14 protein-coding genes and 1 other annotated feature are annotated in these 18739 nt (G+C 47.6%); of the genes, 13 read left to right on the plus strand and 1 reads right to left on the minus strand.

The features are described 5' to 3' along the window. Nucleotides 1-104 precede the first annotated feature (104 nt). The 13 genes from BLS69_RS04330 to BLS69_RS32845 all read left to right on the plus strand — a co-directional run bounded on the left by BLS69_RS04330 (nt 105) and on the right by BLS69_RS32845 (nt 16507). Nucleotides 105-836 carry a DUF2953 domain-containing protein gene (locus BLS69_RS04330; RefSeq protein ID WP_091028889.1) on the plus strand — a complete coding sequence of 244 codons (732 nt, stop codon included), beginning with the start codon at nt 105-107 and terminating at the stop codon, nt 834-836. A 147-nt stretch (nt 837-983) separates the two neighbouring features. Next, nucleotides 984-1466 carry a GerW family sporulation protein gene (gene ytfJ, locus BLS69_RS04335; RefSeq protein ID WP_036607830.1) on the plus strand — a complete coding sequence of 161 codons (483 nt, stop codon included), beginning with the start codon at nt 984-986 and terminating at the stop codon, nt 1464-1466. Between the two features lie 130 nt (nt 1467-1596). After that, nucleotides 1597-2784, plus strand: a complete 1188-nt coding sequence (locus BLS69_RS04340) for a D-alanyl-D-alanine carboxypeptidase family protein (RefSeq protein WP_091028892.1) — start codon at nt 1597-1599, stop codon at nt 2782-2784. Between the two features lie 31 nt (nt 2785-2815). Continuing rightward, nucleotides 2816-3442, plus strand: coding sequence for a nucleoside recognition domain-containing protein (locus BLS69_RS04345; protein ID WP_091028895.1), 627 nt, complete (start codon nt 2816-2818; stop codon nt 3440-3442). Nucleotides 3443-3448: 6 nt separating this feature from the next. Continuing rightward, the gene (locus BLS69_RS04350; protein ID WP_017687658.1) at nt 3449-3982 is read left to right on the plus strand and encodes a spore maturation protein; all 534 of its coding nucleotides are present in this window, start codon (nt 3449-3451) and stop codon (nt 3980-3982) included. Nucleotides 3983-4045: 63 nt separating this feature from the next. Then, on the plus strand, nt 4046-4864 hold the full coding sequence (locus BLS69_RS04355) for a S1 family peptidase (protein ID WP_091028897.1): 819 nt from the start codon (nt 4046-4048) through the stop codon (nt 4862-4864). Between the two features lie 196 nt (nt 4865-5060). Beyond that, entirely contained in the window at nt 5061-5810 is a 750-nt protein-coding gene (locus BLS69_RS04360; protein ID WP_062835222.1) for a pseudouridine synthase, read from the plus strand. A 134-nt stretch (nt 5811-5944) separates the two neighbouring features. Next, complete coding sequence (locus tag BLS69_RS04365) at nt 5945-6472, plus strand: redoxin family protein (RefSeq protein ID WP_036607739.1); 528 nt, start codon at nt 5945-5947, stop codon at nt 6470-6472. Nucleotides 6473-6486: 14 nt separating this feature from the next. Next, nucleotides 6487-8160, plus strand: a complete 1674-nt coding sequence (locus BLS69_RS04370; protein WP_091028899.1) for a cytochrome c biogenesis protein ResB — start codon at nt 6487-6489, stop codon at nt 8158-8160. Then, complete coding sequence (gene ccsA / locus BLS69_RS04375; protein WP_091028901.1) at nt 8157-9419, plus strand: cytochrome c biogenesis protein CcsA; 1263 nt, start codon at nt 8157-8159, stop codon at nt 9417-9419. Before BLS69_RS04370 ends, ccsA begins: the two co-directional genes overlap by 4 nt. 138 nt (nt 9420-9557) lie before the next feature. Further along, nucleotides 9558-10274: a response regulator transcription factor gene (locus tag BLS69_RS04380; protein ID WP_017687664.1), complete on the plus strand. Its 717-nt coding sequence runs from the start codon at nt 9558-9560 to the stop codon at nt 10272-10274. A gap of 55 nt (nt 10275-10329) precedes the next feature. Further along, nucleotides 10330-11727, plus strand: coding sequence for an ATP-binding protein (locus BLS69_RS04385; protein WP_240768053.1), 1398 nt, complete (start codon nt 10330-10332; stop codon nt 11725-11727). A gap of 196 nt (nt 11728-11923) precedes the next feature. Further along, nucleotides 11924-16507 (plus strand): BclA C-terminal domain-containing protein, encoded by a 4584-nt coding sequence (locus BLS69_RS32845; RefSeq protein WP_091028904.1) that lies wholly within the window; start codon nt 11924-11926, stop codon nt 16505-16507. Nucleotides 16508-16571: 64 nt separating this feature from the next. Here the strand turns inward: BLS69_RS32845 and serA are convergent, their stop codons facing one another. Beyond that, nucleotides 16572-18167 carry a phosphoglycerate dehydrogenase gene (gene serA, locus BLS69_RS04395; RefSeq protein WP_076209897.1) on the minus strand — a complete coding sequence of 532 codons (1596 nt, stop codon included), beginning with the start codon at nt 18165-18167 and terminating at the stop codon, nt 16572-16574. A 198-nt stretch (nt 18168-18365) separates the two neighbouring features. After that, nucleotides 18366-18596: a binding site (T-box leader), on the minus strand. Nucleotides 18597-18739 lie beyond the last annotated feature (143 nt).

The following is an 18739-nucleotide window of genomic DNA, read 5'->3' on the forward strand; positions in this document are numbered from 1 at the left end:
TCCAAACAAATATCTAATGGGATTTTTAGGTCAGACGTGAATTTTTTCCTATTCAGAGTGTCATACTAGACGAGAAAAGAATTGAGGGCTTGGAGGTAAGGCCTGTGTGGATTTGGCTTGGAGGAATCGGTTTGTTGTTCGCATTGCTGATTGCCGCAGTCCTCATCTCAAATGTTCATGTACATTTTACATTCAGTAAACATAAAAGTGATGATTACGCCAATATTAATGTTCGTTTTCTCTATGGAATTGTGCGGATTAACTATGAGATCCCGAGTATTGTTTTCCGCAATATGAAGGAAGGTTATCTGGTCAAGACCGAACAATCCATGAATCATTCGAGAGGCGAGGCCCAGGGAAGTGAGCGGGTCAACAAACGCAAAGTCAAGAAGTGGACTAAAGATGTGAAAATTATGCTTAGGGCAACGGACGCGCTCAAGCTGTGGCTTAAGCAAACACTCACACGCGTACATATGACCCAACTGTCCTGGGCTACCCACATCGGCGTTGGTGATGCAGCATATACAGCGGTGCTGACGGGCTGGGTGTGGAGCATTAAGTCCATTATTATTGGTTTTCTCACCTATCAGATCCGCTTTGATAAAACACCCGTGCTTCAGGTTATGCCGGTATGGTCCGATGAAATGGAATTTAAGACGGAACTTGATTTCAGAGTGAAAATTCGGATCACAGCCGTTCTGATCGCTGGAGTTACACTACTCACCCGTGTGCTTCAAGTCGAAGGCGGATGGCGGATGTGGTTCAAGCTTCTTCAGGAACAGCGCCGCAGGCATAAGGAGAAACAAAAGAATAAGCTTAGTGGGACAACAGTATAAAAACCCATCATAGTCGGTCTGTTTTTGGGAATGTAAGGTTGGGGTTTGGTGAGTGTATTTAAAATGCTTATTACATAAGTCCCTTCAAGTTTGGGGATGATATGGTTAGATCAAACCTAGCTTACATTGAAACTGGAGGGAATTTAAATGTCAGATCATCCAATTCAAGGCTTAATGGAAACCGCAATGGAAAATATCAAGGCCATGGTGGATGTCAATACAATTGTTGGCGATGCAGTTGAGACACCAGATGGTACCGTGATTCTGCCAATCAGTAAGGTGGGATTCGGATTTGCTGCCGGTGGTAGTGATTTTCACGTTAATGGAGAAAGTAGTGGCAAAAGTGGTGCTACGGGTACCTCTGCAGAACATGCGAGTTCAGCTAAAGTTGCTTCTCCGTTTGGTGGCGGTAGTGGCGGCGGTGTATCCATACGTCCTATTGCGTTCCTGGTGGTAGGTAAACAGGGGGTACACATTGTACCACTTGATAACTCCACACATCTGTTTGAGAAACTCATTGACTCCACCCCTTATGTTCTGGACCGAATTCAAGGCATGTTCCAACGGAATACAACACCAACGAATACTACAGGTGTACCGGTTACACCAGATCCATCAACGTATAGCTGAATCATTTCGTCATGATCCCTCCCGCATCCAAGCGTGAGGGATTTTTGCTGTTTTTGCCCTATGGGACATACTCCAAGTTGTCCGAACATAAGATAGTACAAGATTCCAAGTGACCCGGAGGAATGAATTGATGCGAAAAATAACGAAAGTTCTTGCATGCATGCTTATCCCTGTCTTTTTGCTGTCTTCATTAGGGGTTACTCAAGCCCAAGCAACAATTCAAGGTCCGTCTACACATGCGCAAAGTGCCGCTCTCATTGATGTCACATCAGGCCGGATCTTATACAGCAAAGATGGGGATAAGGAACTGCGGATTGCCAGTTTGACCAAAATCATGACGGCGATCGTAGCGATCGAACACAGCAAGCTGGATGAGAAAGTGAAAGTGTCTCCCACGGCATTTGCCAAAGAAGGATCGTCTCTCTATCTGAAGTTAGGTGAAGAGATGACACTCGAGAACATGTTGTACGGGCTAATGCTCCGTTCAGGCAATGACGCGGCCTCTGCAATAGCGGAACATGTAGGTGGTTCGGAAGAAGGTTTTGTTCTGTTAATGAACAAAAAGGCAGAGCAAATCGGTCTGACACATTCCCACTTTATGAACCCTCATGGACTGGATGCAGAAGGTCATTATTCCACAGCCAATGACTTGGCCAGATTAACGGCATATGCGTTGCACAATCCGGTGTTCAAACGCATCGTAGCCACGGAAGACAAATCCGCACCGAATCCCAATGAAAGCTGGGAATACTCCTGGCACAACAAAAATAAAATGCTGCGGATGTACGAAGGTGCAGATGGAGTGAAAACCGGTTACACCAAGAAAGCTTTCAGATGTTTGGTCAGCTCGGCTACACGCAATGGACAGCAGCTCGCCGCGGTAACGCTGAACGACGGAAACGATTGGAATGATCATGCTCGGATGCTAGATTTCGGGTTTGAGTACTTCCCGTTAGTAGAGGTCGCCAAGCAAGAACAGCCTGTGCAAAATACAGATGTCGTTACGGGCCGGGGATTCTGGTACCCACTGGCTAAGAGTGAACAAGGTTCATTGACCAAAAAGTTGATTCTGCACGCAAATCGCGCCCAATCGGAAACGGAAGGTAATAAACCATCAACAGACCCTACGTTTGGATTGGCAGGACGCATCGATATGCAACTTGACGGTAAACTTGTTGGCTCGATTCCGGTGTATCGCAAAGGTAGTTTTATTCCTCCGGAACCGAAGACAGCCGAGGCAACGCTGGGTGGGATCGGAGACGCTACTTCCTGGGCAGCTGCATGGCGTGCCGTGTTAAGCCACCTGTTGTCTCCTTAGCTAAATCGTCATTGAAGGGAGGATATAATCCATGATTAATCTAATTTGGCTGCTCATGATTTTAATCGGTTTTGCTTTTGCAGCCGTCAACGGCAATATCGAAATTGTCACGCAAGCCGCTTTTGATGGGGCGGCAACGGGAGTCACGGTCTGTTTTGGACTGATTAGTGTGCTTGTGTTCTGGATGGGTATGATGAAAATGGCTGAGGATGCTGGCCTCCTGGCCCGGATTGCCAAGCTGCTCGGTCCGGTTGTGGGCTTCCTATTCCCCGATGTGCCCAAAAATCATCCGGCGATGGGTTATATTCTCTCCAATATGAGTGCGAATCTGCTGGGGCTAGGAAATGCGGCTACTCCGATGGGAATTAAAGCCATGCAACAACTGCAGGAGCTTAATCCGGACAAACAAACCGCTTCTCCTGCGATGTGCACCTTACTGGCTCTGAATACGGCTAGTATTACCATTATTCCGACAACGCTGATCGCCATCCGCTTAAACTATCATTCCGCCAATGCAACAGAGATTGTGGGAACAACATTGATGGCTACCATTATCGCTACACTTGCTGCTATAATCGCCGATCGCTGGTATCGGAACAGGGCTTTACACAAACCGCCGCGCGTACCGAAAAGTGGCAATCCCGGCATGAAAGGATGAGCACCTTTGTTAACCTTCATCAACTGGATCTCCGTCTGGGCCATCCCGGTTATTATCGCGTTTGTTCCATTATATGCGTTTACCAAAAAGGTCCCGGTTTACGAATCCTTTGTTGATGGGGCCAAGGATGGTTTCTCTACTGCAATCAGTATTATTCCGCATCTCGTGGGCATGATGGTCGCAATCAGCGTATTTCGTGCCTCGGGTGCACTGGATTTTGTGATTAGCCTGTTCGCTCCGCTGGTGTCCTGGATGGGTGTTCCAGGCGAAGTGTTGCCGCTCGGAATACTGCGTCCTTTGACTGGGACAGGCTCCCTGGCGTTTACAACCGATCTGATCAAAACCCATGGTCCTGACTCCATGATTGGACGTATGGCATCTACAATCCAGGGGAGTACAGATACCACATTATATGTGCTGACTGTCTATTTTGGGGCTGTAGGCATAAGGAATGGCCGATATGCACTCAAAGTAGGGTTGTTTTCCGATGTCGTTGGTTTTATTGCTGCCCTCGCCATTTGTTTGCTCGTGTTTGGTTAAAAGATATCTCCTTTCCTTCCGATATATTAGATATGCTAGAATAATAGCGGAGGAGAGTGAGACATGCAGAAGAGTTGGAAACGAATGCTCCGTGTTGGAATGTCAGGCGTGCTTGCTATTGCAATGCTCGCGGGTTCAACGGGGCTGGCGGCGGCTCAATCCGTTCAGACAATACATTTTACAGGTTACTTCGACAAACAGCTGCGTGCACAAATGGCAGTTACGGCAGATTCTTTTCCAGTCGTGAATGTACGTTTGGTCAAGCAGGATGAACCCGATATGGTATATTATGATGTTGGTACCTCGATACTGATCTCGAAGGATGAAGTGCTCACGAATTACCATGTCGTTCAGAGTTTTGCTGAACTGTCTGATGGTGATGAAGGTACACTGACTGTTGCAAGTCCGGGTTCCCTTAGTAAGCCTGTAAAGGCAAAGATTATTAAGACAGATCCGGTCACAGACATGGCACTGCTGAAGTTGGACAAGGAAATAGACGCCCAACCGGTCACATTTGCAAACGCAAGGGATAACCAGGTTGTCTATACCATTGGATTCCCCAAAAATCCTGCTGGTGATCTTGTCATCCTGGATGAAGATTTTCCTTCAACCTACAATACGATAGCCAAAAGCAGAGTGTTCAGTTCCCAAGCTTCGGACGTTCCAGGTAAAAAGGGAATCGGCAGTATTGTGAAATCCATGGCCCAAGGTAATTCAGGTGGCCCTGTTCTGGATCAGAACAACCGGGTCATTGGTATGATGACATTTGTGTACGGTGGACGTACCTATTATATAACTTCCAAGACATTGCAGACTTTCATTAAAGAGAGTACCAAACCTGCCAAAAAACAGGTTGCAGTTGCCGGCAAAGTTTACAATTAAATGATTTGAGGAAAAGGCTTATCTTTACACCATCTGTGTTCAACAGGTCGTGTAAAGGCAGGCTTTTTTTGCGTCAATCTCAAAGGGGAAGGTAGCCTAAAATGCATATTCGTGTCGCCAGTTTACAAAATCCTTGGATTAACCTTGTGATTTCCCTGTTTGATGGGTATCATTAGTGTGAGGTGACATGACAAACATGGAAAGATTACAAAAAATTATCGCACAGGCAGGCATTGCATCCCGCCGCAAGAGCGAGGAACTAATCCTGTCCGGCAAAGTAGAAGTTAACGGGGAGGTCGTAACCGAACTGGGTACAAAAGCGAACCCCGAAGAGGATATGATTACGGTTAATGGAAAACCGATCCGCAGTGAGAAAAAAGTGTACTTGATGTTGAACAAGCCAAAAGGTGTAATTACAAGTGCATCTGACCCGGAAGGTCGGAAAATTGTATCCGACTACCTGAAAGGTGTCAAGGAACGCGTATATCCTGTGGGTCGTCTGGATTATGACACAGAGGGCTTATTGATCCTCACCAATGATGGTGAGTTTGCACATTTGCTGACGCATCCGAAGCATCACGTACCCAAAACGTATCATGCAACGGTTAAAGGTGTGCCGCATGGTACAGCTCTGGAGAAATTAAAGACAGGCATTATGCTGGATGACGGCATGACTGCTCCTGCAGAGGTAGAGTACAAAGATGTGGATACAGCCGCTAATGAGTCGGTCATTTCCATTACGATCTATGAAGGACGTAACCGTCAGGTTAGACGCATGTTCGAGGCAATCAACCATCCGGTAACCCGTCTGAAACGGATTTCGTTTGGTGGTATTTTGCTACAAAACCTGAAACGTGGTCTGACACGCAATCTGACCAAAGAAGAAGTCAACAACCTGATTACCCTCGCACAATCAGAACCAGCCAAAAAAATGAAAAAAAGGTAATGTGAGGACACATAATTTTCATAAAACCGCCGCAGTTTTGTGACGAAATTCGCTATAATTGTTCATAGGATGTTCACAGTTGTCTTAGACCAATAAAATGCGAATGCAACAGTCACTTAAAAGGGGAGCAGCACATGGGGAAATCAAGAAGAACGGTGCAAATCGTCATTTTGTTATTGATCCTGGTGTTGGGCGGATATGCGATTACCACATCGGTATCCGGCTCGAATGGCAAGCCAAAGGAAGGGGACAAGTCTCCTTCTTTTGAACTGCTGGGCCTGGATGGTCAAGTTCATACGTCTGATGAGTACAAAGGAAAAGCAATGGTGATCAATTTCTGGGGCACATGGTGTGAACCTTGTGTTAAAGAAATGCCTGCACTTCAGGCACAAGCTGACAAATGGAAGGACCAGGGAGTACAATTTGTCGGAATTAATGTTGGAGAAGACCAGATGACCGTGGATAATTTTGTACGGCAGGTTGGCGTTACGTTTCCAATCATGCTTGACCGGGACAAAAACTCGGTTCGTGATTTTGGGATCTCCCCGATGCCAACAACATTCTTTGTATCCGACACGGGCAAAATCTCTACCATTCATATCGGTCAACTTGATTTGGACACACTTGACGCTCAAATTTCGCAACTGGCGAAGCAGCCCTGACAGGAGGTCTATTCGTGTTCCAAAATACCAAATGTGAGTGCGGACACCAGAATCCGGTAGGCACTGTACTATGTGAAGCATGTGGGAAACCGCTGCTGGAGTCTGAAGCTAAATCGGATGAAGTGTTGGAAATGCGTTATGATGGCATGGCGCGCCGTTCACAGCGCAGTAATCCCAACATCATTGACCGCATATGGAACTTTTTTTCATCCGTTAAAATTGCCGTTTATATGATTGTTTTTACGCTTGTAGGTTCTATGCTTGGTACAATCTATCCGCAAGAAAGTACATTCTTGAATATTGATCCTTCCGTGTATTACAAAGAAACATATGGTCAGTTGGGTCATATCTATTATCTGTTGGGTTTATCCCATACATACGAATCCTGGTGGTTTATTCTACTGCTGGTGCTGATTGGGGCATCATTGGTGATATGCAGTCTGGATCGCGTCCTACCGCTCTACAAAGCACTGAATAAACAGAGAATACGTAAGCATACGCAATTTTTGACAAGACAGCGTCTGGTGTACCAAGGTACCATCGAAGAGGCACCAGAAGACTGGATTAAGAAAGCGGTTACGCCGTTGAAAAAGAAAGGATACCGCGTGTACACCCAGGGGGATGCATTACTCGCCGAGAAACAGCGATTCAGTCGATGGGGACCATATGTCATCCATATTGGACTCATTATATTTTTGCTGGCGGTGCTCGCACGAGGGCTTCCAGGTCTGAATCTGGACGAACATGTCGCTTTTCCTGAAGGTGAGATTAAAAAGATCCCGAATACATCGATGTATCTGCAAAATGAACAGTTTAATGTTGAATTCTACAGTGAGGAAGAAGTACCAGAGCAATTCCGTAACCTGAATAAGACCGTTCCAAAACTGTTTGAAACAAAAGTTGTTTTGTATGAATGTACAGCAGATTGTTCGGATCTCTCGAAGAAACCTCAGTTAGCTGAGGTGGCCAGACATGATGTACGCGTGAATCATCCATTGAATTATAACGGTCTGAAAGCATATCAGTTTGATTATGATCTAACACCCACCATTCGTTCCGTAACGCCTGATCTGGTCAATACAAAGACGGGTGAAGTATATGGGCCAATTAAGATCGATATGGTAGATACCCAAAGAACATTTGAAGCTGGTCCTTATAAGCTCACGGTAAAAGAAAAGTTTATGGACTTTGGATTGGATGAGAATGGTCAGCCCAAATCAAAATCGCCTTCACCTAATGCACCTGCTTTTCTATTTCTCATCAAGGGACCGGATCTGCCCGAAGAGGGGATACAATATCTGTACTTTGCAAAGCAGATTGATAAACAACGGTTTCAACAGGATGCGATTAACCAACAGCTGATTGGAGCTGAGATTCCTTTACAGCTGGAAGTAGACAGCATGGACAAGGTCGATATTATTCAGTCCGTAAGTTATCTCAATATAAGAGTGGATAAGGCAATGCCTTTTGTGTGGGTAGGAGCCGGTATTGTTATGTTGGGTCTCGTCATGGGTTTTTATTGGCACCATCGCCGCATCTGGATTCGTTTTGATGATAAACAGCTCACATTGGGTGGACATACCAACAAAAACTGGTTTGGCTTCAGGCGTGAAGTTGCGGCCGTCTTGAAACAGATGAATCTGGAAGTGGAAGAGAAGTCGTTGGATAACGGGGGGAATCAGGCATGAGATTATTGGATTTCAGCAGCGACGCATTTATCGTATCTTTCTTTCTCTATTGTGCTGCATTCTTGTTATATGCTGTTGCAGTCATGGGCAAAAAATGGAGTAATCGTGATCCTCTGGACCATATGAATCGCTGGGGTAAAAGAGCTTTTATCGCTTCGACTGTCGCTTTAGCGGCACATATCGTATTTTTTGTAACCCGATGGGCTGGGGCAGGTCATATCCCAGTTAGTAACATGTATGAGTTTATGTCTTTTCTGTCCATGATGATCATGGTTGCATTTATTGTTGTATATGCCATATACCGCAAGTCATTACTGGGTTTGTTTGCGTTACCACTTACCATTATTATTATGGCGTACGCCGCTGTATTTCCTCAGGAGGTACAACCATTAATCCCGGCGCTTCAGTCCATTTGGCTGAAAATTCACGTGACGTTGGCTGCGCTTGGTGAAGCATTCTTCGCCGTGGGTTTTGCCGCAGGGTTCATGTATTTGCTCCGTACTGTTGATTTCAGTGGTAAAGACAAGTCTTCAAGACGTCAACGAGGATGGGTTGAATTCACTCTGGTTACGATCGTTGTAGTCATCGGATTCATCGGAACGGTATTTGCCTTTCGTACAGCTGGTTACGAGGCGGTTTTTGTACAGAAAACGGTCAGCATTGACACAGAGGTACAGGAAAATAGTACAATAGAGAAAGTGATTTATCGCATGCCTCCGATTTTTGCACCATATAATAGCGAAGTGGAGAGCATGACACCGTTTCTTGGCATGGAAAAACCTTTACTTGAGACGCCTTCCTGGATGAACGGGGTAAATGCCGGGCGCAAGCTGAATACGGTGGTTTGGTCACTTATTGTAGGTCTGATCCTGTATGGAATTGTACGACTTCTTGTGCGCAGACCACTTGGACAAGCGTTACAACCAATGATGGATGGAATCGATGCCGATGATCTGGATGAGATAAGTTATCGCGCGATTGCGATTGGTTTTCCGATATTTACGCTGGGAGCATTAATATTTGCCATGATCTGGGCTCAGATTGCCTGGAGTCGCTTTTGGGGTTGGGACCCCAAAGAGGTGTGGGCATTGATTACATGGCTATATTATAGTGTGTATCTGCATTTGCGTTTATCCAGAGGTTGGCAAGGTCAGAAGTCTGCATGGCTTGCAGTTCTTGGCTTCCTGGTCGTCATGTTTACGCTAGTTGGGGTGAATTTGATCATTGCTGGATTACATTCTTACGCTGGAGCGGACTAGGACAGACTCGTAACTCAAAGGTTGAGTTTAGAAGCGGGAACACAAACATACCTTTTTATTGAAGGGTATTCAAATATTGTTCGCCAGATCGAACATAATAGAAGTGATGAGGAGTTATTGCAAAGGGGCTGGAGAGGCATGGCTGAACATGAGAATCGAATACTGGTCGTGGATGACGAAGAGAGAATCCGCAGGCTTTTGAAAATGTATCTTGAAAAAGAAGGTTATGAAATCGATGAAGCTGAGGATGGGGAAACTGCGCTGCGTAAAGCAACAGCAGGGGACTACGGGCTGATTTTGCTTGATGTGATGTTGCCGGGTATGGATGGAGTTGAAGTGTGTACCCGTCTTCGTCAGGTGAAATCAACGCCGGTTTTGATGCTCACTGCAAAAGGTGAAGAGATCAACCGGGTTCAAGGCTTCGAAGTTGGCGCTGATGATTATGTTGTAAAACCATTCAGCCCGCGTGAAGTGATTTATCGTGTCAAAGCGATTTTGCGTCGATCTTCCGCGACTGCTTATCTCTCCAAGGAGAGTAATTCGAGTAACAACATCGTGTTCCCGCATCTGGTTATTGAGCATGATGCCCACCGGGTAACCGCTGGTGGCGAAGAGATTAGTCTTACACCAAAAGAATATGAATTACTGCACTACCTGGCAACATCTCCCGACAAAGTTTTCTCCAGAGAAGAATTGCTCAAGGATGTATGGAATTACGAATTCTTTGGCGATCTTCGTACCGTGGATACGCATGTGAAGCGTCTTCGCGAGAAACTTAACAAGGTATCGCCTGAATCGGCGGCCATGATTACGACGGTGTGGGGTGTGGGTTATAAACTGGAAGTACCGAAGTAGTTTTAGTTTCTGGAGATCACTGGTCGGGAAGTTATGGATCACTATTATCTGCCTTGTGGGTTGTGTACTTATAGCGCTGGGTCTTTTTTTGCTGCCCTACATTGATACAAACTTTGCAGAATCCGAATCCAGAGATATTAAGCGGTTGTTCACCTATATCTGTATAATCGGATTCAGTTTAACCACGTTTTTTGCATTGTTTCTATTCACCAAGATAACGCAGCCCATGCAGCAATTGATTCAGGCAGCCAATGCGATTCGCAAAGGGAACTACGGAACACGTCTCTCCCTGGTAACGAGTGATGAGATTGGTGAACTTGCCAACACATTTAATCATATGGCTGCCCAACTGGAAGATAATATTCGAAACCTTAACCATGAGAAGGAACATTTGGCGAGTGTGCTTCGAAGCATGACCGATGCGGTGGTTACATTTGATGGTGAAGGCAAAGTTATTCTGACGAATCCGCCTGGAGAAAAGATCATGCAGGCTTGGTATGATCTGGATTGGGCAAAAATGGACGAAGGAAAAGATCCTGAACAGTCTGACAAGTCCTCACGTGATGTACCTGAGCCCCTTCTTCCTTTGTTCAGAATGGTGATGGAGCAAGGTGGGGATCAGAACTCCAATGTCCACGTACAGCAAGGTGTCTGGTCTGTTCAGATGGCACCGTTGTATGCTGATAGTGTTGTCAGAGGGGCTGTGGCTGTCTTGAGAGATGTAACAGAAGAAGTGCGTCTGGAGAAAATGCGGCGTGATTTCGTGGCTAACGTATCTCATGAGATACGAACTCCGCTATCCATGATGCAAGGTTACAGTGAAGCCCTTCTGGACGGCATGGCAACCTCACCGGAAGAGAGCGAAGAACTGATCCAGGTCATTCATGATGAGTCACTGCGGATGGGCAGACTGGTTAAAGACTTGCTTGACCTTGCGCGGATGGAAGCTGGACATACGGACATGGTGATGAAGGAAGTTGACCTTGGAGAACTACTTGAACGTGTATATCGGAAGTTCTCGGTGCGTTCAAAAGAACAGGGAATTCAACTGCACTTTGAATTTGAACAACCAACCATTGAACTTCAACAGGCAGATGAGGATCGACTTGAGCAAGTATTTACGAATTTGCTGGATAATGCGTTCAGACATACGCCTACAGGCAAAAATGTAATGATCTCAGCCGAGCGTGTCACTTATCTTCGTGCTCCATTTGTCAGAGTTTCTGTGAAGGATCAGGGTGTAGGTATCCCTTCATCCGACTTGCCATTTATTTTCGAACGATTCTACAAAGCAGACAAGGCTCGTGTTCGTGGAGAAAGTGTAGGCACGGGGCTTGGTTTAGCGATTGTAAAAAATATTGTTGATGCGCATCAAGGCATGATTACCGTCAATAGTGTACTTGGCGAAGGAACCGAGTTTATTTTGCAATTTCCTTTGGATTCATCGAAATAGCCTGATTTCATACAAAAAGTGCGGAAACACCCTCTTATGGAGGGTGTTTTTTTGTTGAAGAGTACCGTTTAATCTTGTTCAACGTGGAACATGAATCGTCTTTTTATTTTGACTAAAAGGAGTGTCCAAGATAATTTTCCTTCCTATGTGACATAAGCTTGAAAAGCAAGCAAGATAGAGGAGGATTGAGCTAAGCATGTCCGATGATCGAAAAAGGGTCAATATTAAAGCTTTTCTGGAAGGCAGATCTTTTAGAGCGGGCTCTCCCTTTATTCCCATAACCACAAGAGAACTGGAGCAGTTTGAATCCATTTTGCGTTCCCTCGCTGTGACTATTCCAGCTGCAATCAGTCAGCCAACTTCAGCCAATATACTGGCATTGCAGAATGGATTACGCCAGTTACTTACGTTTGTAAATCAATCGGGATTTCGTGCCGGGGTAAAAGCAGAATTACAAGCTGTATTGGAATTAACGATTGCAGGCTCAGAGATTATTCCTGTTCCTCTAATTAATCTCGCAGGTAACTTGCAAAATTTACTAGATGATTTGTTAAGTGTGACGTTACTTCTGGAATTGCCGCCTGCTGAAAAAGATAAACTTGTGGGATTAATCCGTTCGATATCGTTATCCCTAAGTCGGGCGACGACGACTTTTGGAAACGGAGGGATTACCGGACCGGCTGGCTCACAGGGAGTGCCAGGAGTTCCTGGCGTACCAGGTGTTCCAGGAGTTCCTGGGGTGAAAGGCCCTACGGGACCGGCAGGAGGAATTGGACCAATCGGCCCAATAGGTCCAATAGGTCCAGTAGGACCAGTTGGCCCACAGGGAGCACCAGGTCCGGCAGGGGCACCAGGTGTAGGTTTAAACAATATTACCGGATATGATCCTGCACTTGGACCGACATATGCTCAAGGTCAGGTAGTAAGCTACGAGGGTAGTCTTTATGTTGCCAACGTAAACGGTCCTCTGGGTACACCCGGAAGTTCTCCAGACTACACTCTTTTATTGTCGGGTGGAACGACTGGTGCAACGGGGGCAACCGGAGCTGGTTTAACGGGTGCTTTAGCATTTGATCCAGCGCTCGCCCCGGGTTATCCTGCAGGTCAGGTAGTTACTTATAACGGGAGCACCTATATTACAAGTGTAGCTGGTCCATTAGGAACACCCGGTACATCATCGGATTACACATTAATTGCAGCAGCAGGGGCAACTGGAGCAACCGGGGTAGGCTTAACCGGAATAACATCTTTTGATCCAGCTCAGTCCCCGACATACCTAGCGGGTCAGGTCGTTACTTATAACGGCAGTACTTATATTACGAATGTTGTAAGTCCGGGAGGGGTGCCAGGAAGCTCACCGGATTACACACTGCTTGCGGCAGCAGGAGCGACGGGGGCAGGAACAACAGGGGCAACTGGAGCCACAGGTGTAGGGTTAAATGGCATTGCACTGTTCGATCCGGCATTAGCACCAACCTATCCAGCTGGACAGATCGTCACGTTTGGTGGCAGTACCTACATTACGAATGTTGCATCACCAACGGGTACACCAGGAGGTTCTCCAGATTATACATTGTTAGCAGGATCAGGAGTTACCGGTGCGACTGGAGCTACAGGCATCGGCCTTAATGGTACAGTTCCGTTTGACCCTGCAGTAGCTCCAACGTATCCAGCAGGTCAGGTCGTAACGTTTAATGGAAGTACGTATATAACGAATGTGGCTTCTCCTACGGGTACTCCAGGGACTTCGCCAGACTATACATTGCTTGCAGGTGCAGGACCCACAGGAGCCACGGGTGCATCAGGTGTAACGGGAGCAACCGGGGCAGGTTTAACAGGCATTTTGCCATTCGATCCAGCGGTGGCTCCAACATATCCAGCGGGTCAAATTGTAACGTTTAATGGAAGCACATATATAACCGATGTAGCCTCACCAACGGGAACGCCGGGGACTTCACCAGATTACACGTTGCTTGCTGGAGCAGGAGCGACAGGTGTGACGGGAGCCACAGGAATCGGCGTAACGGGAAGTACGGGGGTTACAGGGGCATCGGGTTCAACGGGAGCGACAGGCTTGGGTTTAAGTGGTATTGTGCCATTTGATCCAGCCGTAGCCCCAACGTATCCAGCCGGCCAGGTTGTAACGTTCAACGGCAGTACGTATATAACCAATGTAGTCTCACCAACGGGAACGCCGGGTACTTCACCAGATTACACGTTGCTTGCGGGCGCAGGAGCAACAGGAGTTACGGGTGCAACTGGAGTTGGATTAACGGGAAGTACAGGAGCGACAGGAACACCTGGCGTAACAGGGACAACGGGTGTAACTGGTGCGGGTTTAACAGGAGTTGTACCATTTGATCCAGCGTTAGCCCCGACGTATCCAGTGGGTCAGGTAGTAACGTTTAGTGGCAGTACGTATATTGCGAATGTGGCCTCACCAACGGGAACACCAGGCACCTCACCAGACTACACATTAATTGCAGGTGTAGGAGCAACAGGTGCAACCGGTGTCGGGGTTACGGGTAATACTGGAGCCACGGGCGTAACGGGTGCAGGACTCACGGGAGTAGTACCATTCGATCCAGCCGTAGCTCCCACATATCAGGTAGGTCAAGTTGTTACCTTCAACGGCAGCACGTACATTGCAAATGTGGCATCGCCGACGGGAGCACCGGGCACCTCACCAGATTACACGCTGATTGCGGTAGCAGGAGCAACGGGAGTTACTGGAGCTACAGGAAGCGGTTTGAATGGTGTCGCGCCATTTGATCCAGCGGTAGCCCCCACGTATCCGGCGGGTCAGGTTGTAACATTTAATGGAAGTACGTATATAACCAATGTGGCATCACCAACAGGAACACCGGGCACCTCGCCGGATTATACACTGCTTGCAGGGGCAGGTGCTACAGGGGCATCCGGTGTAACAGGAGCGACAGGTGTAGGTTTAAGTGGTATCGTACCATTTGATCCAGCGATAGCCCCAACGTACCCGGCGGGTCAAGTCGTAACGTTTAACGGTAGTACGTATATAGCCAATGTAGCGTCACCAACGGGTACACCAGGCACGTCACCAGATTACACGCTAATTGCAGGTGCAGGCGCAACAGGTGTAACGGGAGCAACTGGACTTGGAGTGACAGGAAGCACAGGAGCGACGGGTGTCACGGGTGCAGGACTCACGGGAGTAGTACCATTCGATCCAGCCGTAGCCCCAACGTATCCAGTGGGTCAAGTCGTGATGTTCAACGGCAGTACGTATATTGCAAATATCGCATCACCAACGGGAACGCCGGGGACCTCACCAGATTACACGTTAATCGCAGGAGCAGGAGCGACGGGCGTCACGGGAGCCACCGGAGTCGGCGTAACCGGAAGTACAGGATCAACAGGTGCAACTGGGGAAACGGGAGCGACGGGTCTCGTAGGTTTGACCGGTGCGACTGGAGTTACAGGAGCCACCGGAGTCGGCGTAACCGGAAGTACAGGATCAACAGGTGCAACTGGTGAAACGGGAGCGACGGGTCTCACAGGTTTGACCGGTGTGACTGGAGTTACAGGAGCCACCGGAGTTGGCGTAACCGGAAGTACGGGATTAACAGGTGGAACTGGTGCCACTGGTGAAACGGGAGCGACGGGTCTCGCAGGTTTGACCGGTGTGACTGGAGTTACAGGAGCCACCGGAGTTGGCGTAACCGGAAGTACGGGATTAACAGGTGGAACAGGTGCCACTGGGGAAACGGGAGCGACGGGTCTCACAGGTTTGACCGGTGTGACTGGAGTTACAGGAGCGACCGGAGTTGGCGTGACCGGAAGTACGGGATTAACAGGTGCAACTGGGGAAACGGGAGCGACGGGTCTCGCAGGTTTGACCGGTGCGACTGGAGTTACAGGAGCCACCGGAGTCGGTGTAACTGGAAATACGGGTTTAACAGGTGCCACTGGTGAAACGGGAGCGACGGGTCTCGCAGGTTTGACCGGTGTGACTGGAGTTACAGGAGCGACCGGAGTTGGCGTGACCGGAAGTACGGGATTAACAGGTGCCACCGGTGAAACGGGAGCGACGGGTCTCGCAGGTTTGACCGGTGTGACTGGAGTTACAGGAGCGACCGGAGTTGGCGTGACCGGAAGTACGGGATTAACAGGTGCCACTGGGGAAACGGGAGCGACGGGTCTCGCAGGTTTGACCGGTGCGACTGGAGTTACAGGAGCCACCGGGGTTGGCGTAACCGGAAGCACGGGATCAACCGGGGCAACAGGTGGAACGGGAACGACGGGGGTTACAGGGGCCACAGGTATAACCGGAGCCACGGGAGTGGGCGTAACGGGAAGTACCGGGACAACTGGTGTCACTGGGGAAACCGGAGCCACAGGAACTTCTGTCACAACGGCTTCATCCTACGCAGAAAATACGAATGGCACCATTCTTGTTATTTTGGGCGGAACGGTCGTTGCTCTTCCTGCGAATCAGAATATTGGAACCGGAATTACGGTAAATGGAGCGAATGATACCTTCACTCTTGCTACAGCAGGCAGATACTATATCAGTTACAAAATTAATTTGACAGCAGCACTCGCCGTACAATCACGGATATTGCTTAATGGGGCTGTAGTACCGGCGAGTGTAATCTCACCAGTGCTCTCTCTAAGCCAGTTGTCAACCGACTTTATTATCACTGCCACAGCGGGTTCGACCATTCAGCTTCAATTATTCGGTCTAATAGCCACAGCTGTTCTATCGCCGCCAGGTGCGACACTCAACATTATTCGCTTAAGCTAATCACGAAAAAAAAGAGACGGACCCTTTGGGGCTCGTCTCTTTGATCTTACTGAATGATAAGGAACTATTCCAGCACGATTTCAACAGCAGTATTGATTTCAGGCAGCGCAGCAAGCTGCACAAGCACATCTTTTGGAACAGCTTTATCTACGGTCAGAATCATGATCGCTGCACCACCAATAATTTTACGTCCAACCTGCATGGATGCGATGTTGACATCGTTTTGTCCAAGCAGGGTTCCTACACGTCCGATAATACCTGGTTTATCGTTGTGGGAGATCAAAATTTGATGACTTTCCGGTGCGATATCTACCGGGAATTTGTCCAGACGAACGATACGCTCTCCATAACCTGCAAGCAATGTACCTGCTACACGGCGTTCCTCAGCATCCTGAGTTGTAACCAATGTTACGGTAATCAGGTTAGTGAATCCTTTAGTTGCTGAGGTTTGGCTTACAACCACATTCAGATCACGGATTTTGGCCAGATGCATGGAGTTAACGATGTTGGCTTCCCCACCCAAATGTCTGGCGAGAATCCCTTTCACAATGTAACGAGTGAGAGGAGAAGTATCTACTTCAGAAAGTTCACCAGCATAGTCGATCCGAATCTCCTGCACTGCATTTTGTGTAATCTGTGCTGCAAAACTACCCAACGTTTCACCCAGTTTGAAATACGGCTGCAATTTGTTCATAACGGTTGGTGCAACAGCCGGCATGTTAACTGCGTTTTTAAACGGTTCGTTACGCAAAATGTGAAGTACCTGTTCCGACACATCGATAGCCACGTTCTCTTGTGCTTCTACTGTGGACGCACCAAGGTGAGGCGTAACGATAATGCTTGGGTGATTCAGGAACGGGTGATCAGCGGCTGGCGGCTCGCTTTCGAATACGTCAAATGCTGCACCAGCAACAATACCTTGATCAATGGCTTCGACAAGTGCCATCTCGTCAACTACACCACCACGAGCACAGTTGATGATACGCATGCCTTTTTTCATCACTTCGAATTGTGGACGTGAAATCATATGCCGTGTTTCCGGTGTTAATGGCGTGTGAACGGTCATGAAGTCCGCATTGCGAATAATATCATCTACACTAGCCAGCTTCACTTGCAGCTTCTCGGCACGCTCCTCCGTGAGGAACGGGTCGTAAGCAAGAATGTCCATTCCGAATGCTTTGGCGCGCTTGGCAACTTCACTACCGATCCGTCCCATACCCAGTACACCGAGCGTTTTATTTCTTAATTCCACACCCAGGAAGGTTTTACGATCCCACGTACCTTGAATAGTCTTGGCATATGCCTGAGGAATGTGTCGTGCCAATGCCATCATCATGGCAAATGTGTGCTCACAAGTTGTGATGGTATTGCCATCAGGTGCATTAATAACGATGATACCGCGCTGAGTAGCAGCTTCCAGATCAATGTTATCTACACCAACACCTGCACGTCCGATCACCTTAAGGTTGGTACCAGCCGTCATAATACGATCTGTAACACGAGTCTGGCTACGAACCAAGAGGGCATCATAATCACCAATAATGGCAACAAGTTCATCTTCACTAAGACCGGTTTTCTTCTCAACAACAACATCATTTGCATCCACCAGTTGCTGGATCCCCAGATCACTGATTGGGTCCGACACTAACACTTTGTACATGGTTTCTTCCTCCTTAGGTATGTGTATCTATATCGTCAAGGTTTGACCTCAGCGAAGAGGTATTCCTTAAAACCAGATTGATTCTTCCGCCCAACAACGCGGTGTCGCAACAGAGGGGGGAGGTGGAGCAAATAGAGTGATCCCACAGATATCCTTTAAATAAATCAAAAAACTCTCAATCCACATACTGCTTGCGCAATAAGGGACGAGAGTTGTCGTGGTACCACCCTAATTCACCGCCGTTTCGCAACGACAGTCTTAGCGGTCAATGAAGACCGAAGAGGATAACGGGTCTAAACCGATTGCACCTACTCCAATTTCAATGCAATAACTCAGGAGCGCTCAAGACCATTTGCCTGCCACCGATTCACACCTACCATCGGCTCTCTGTAAGACGAAGCAACGTCTTTTTTCCATCATCGTGTTTAACGTGACTAATTTTTTCATAATGTATCATGGCTAACATGAGCATGTCAATAGGCTTAAATGTTTTAAATTGTTTTGCAGATGTCTTTAGATTCACACATAAACAGAGTCACCATAAGTAATACAGTAGTTAATATACCTACCAC

This window comes from Paenibacillus sp. CF095 (assembly GCF_900101225.1).
Lineage (GTDB): Bacteria > Bacillota > Bacilli > Paenibacillales > Paenibacillaceae > Paenibacillus.

Excerpts from the sequence above, each read along its gene's own strand:
- ytfJ (WP_036607830.1), top strand. The coding sequence starts at position 984 with ATGTCAGATCATCCAATTCAAGGCTTAATGGAAACCGCAATGGAAAAT.
- BLS69_RS04340 (WP_091028892.1), top strand. The coding sequence starts at position 1,597 with ATGCGAAAAATAACGAAAGTTCTTGCATGCATGCTTATCCCTGTCTTT.
- BLS69_RS04345 (WP_091028895.1), top strand. The coding sequence starts at position 2,816 with ATGATTAATCTAATTTGGCTGCTCATGATTTTAATCGGTTTTGCTTTT.
- BLS69_RS04355 (WP_091028897.1), top strand. The coding sequence starts at position 4,046 with ATGCAGAAGAGTTGGAAACGAATGCTCCGTGTTGGAATGTCAGGCGTG.
- BLS69_RS04360 (WP_062835222.1), top strand. The coding sequence starts at position 5,061 with ATGGAAAGATTACAAAAAATTATCGCACAGGCAGGCATTGCATCCCGC.
- BLS69_RS04365 (WP_036607739.1), top strand. The coding sequence starts at position 5,945 with ATGGGGAAATCAAGAAGAACGGTGCAAATCGTCATTTTGTTATTGATC.
- ccsA (WP_091028901.1), top strand. The coding sequence starts at position 8,157 with ATGAGATTATTGGATTTCAGCAGCGACGCATTTATCGTATCTTTCTTT.
- BLS69_RS04380 (WP_017687664.1), top strand. The coding sequence starts at position 9,558 with ATGGCTGAACATGAGAATCGAATACTGGTCGTGGATGACGAAGAGAGA.
- BLS69_RS32845 (WP_091028904.1), top strand. The coding sequence starts at position 11,924 with ATGTCCGATGATCGAAAAAGGGTCAATATTAAAGCTTTTCTGGAAGGC.
- serA (WP_076209897.1), bottom strand. The coding sequence starts at position 18,167 with ATGTACAAAGTGTTAGTGTCGGACCCAATCAGTGATCTGGGGATCCAG.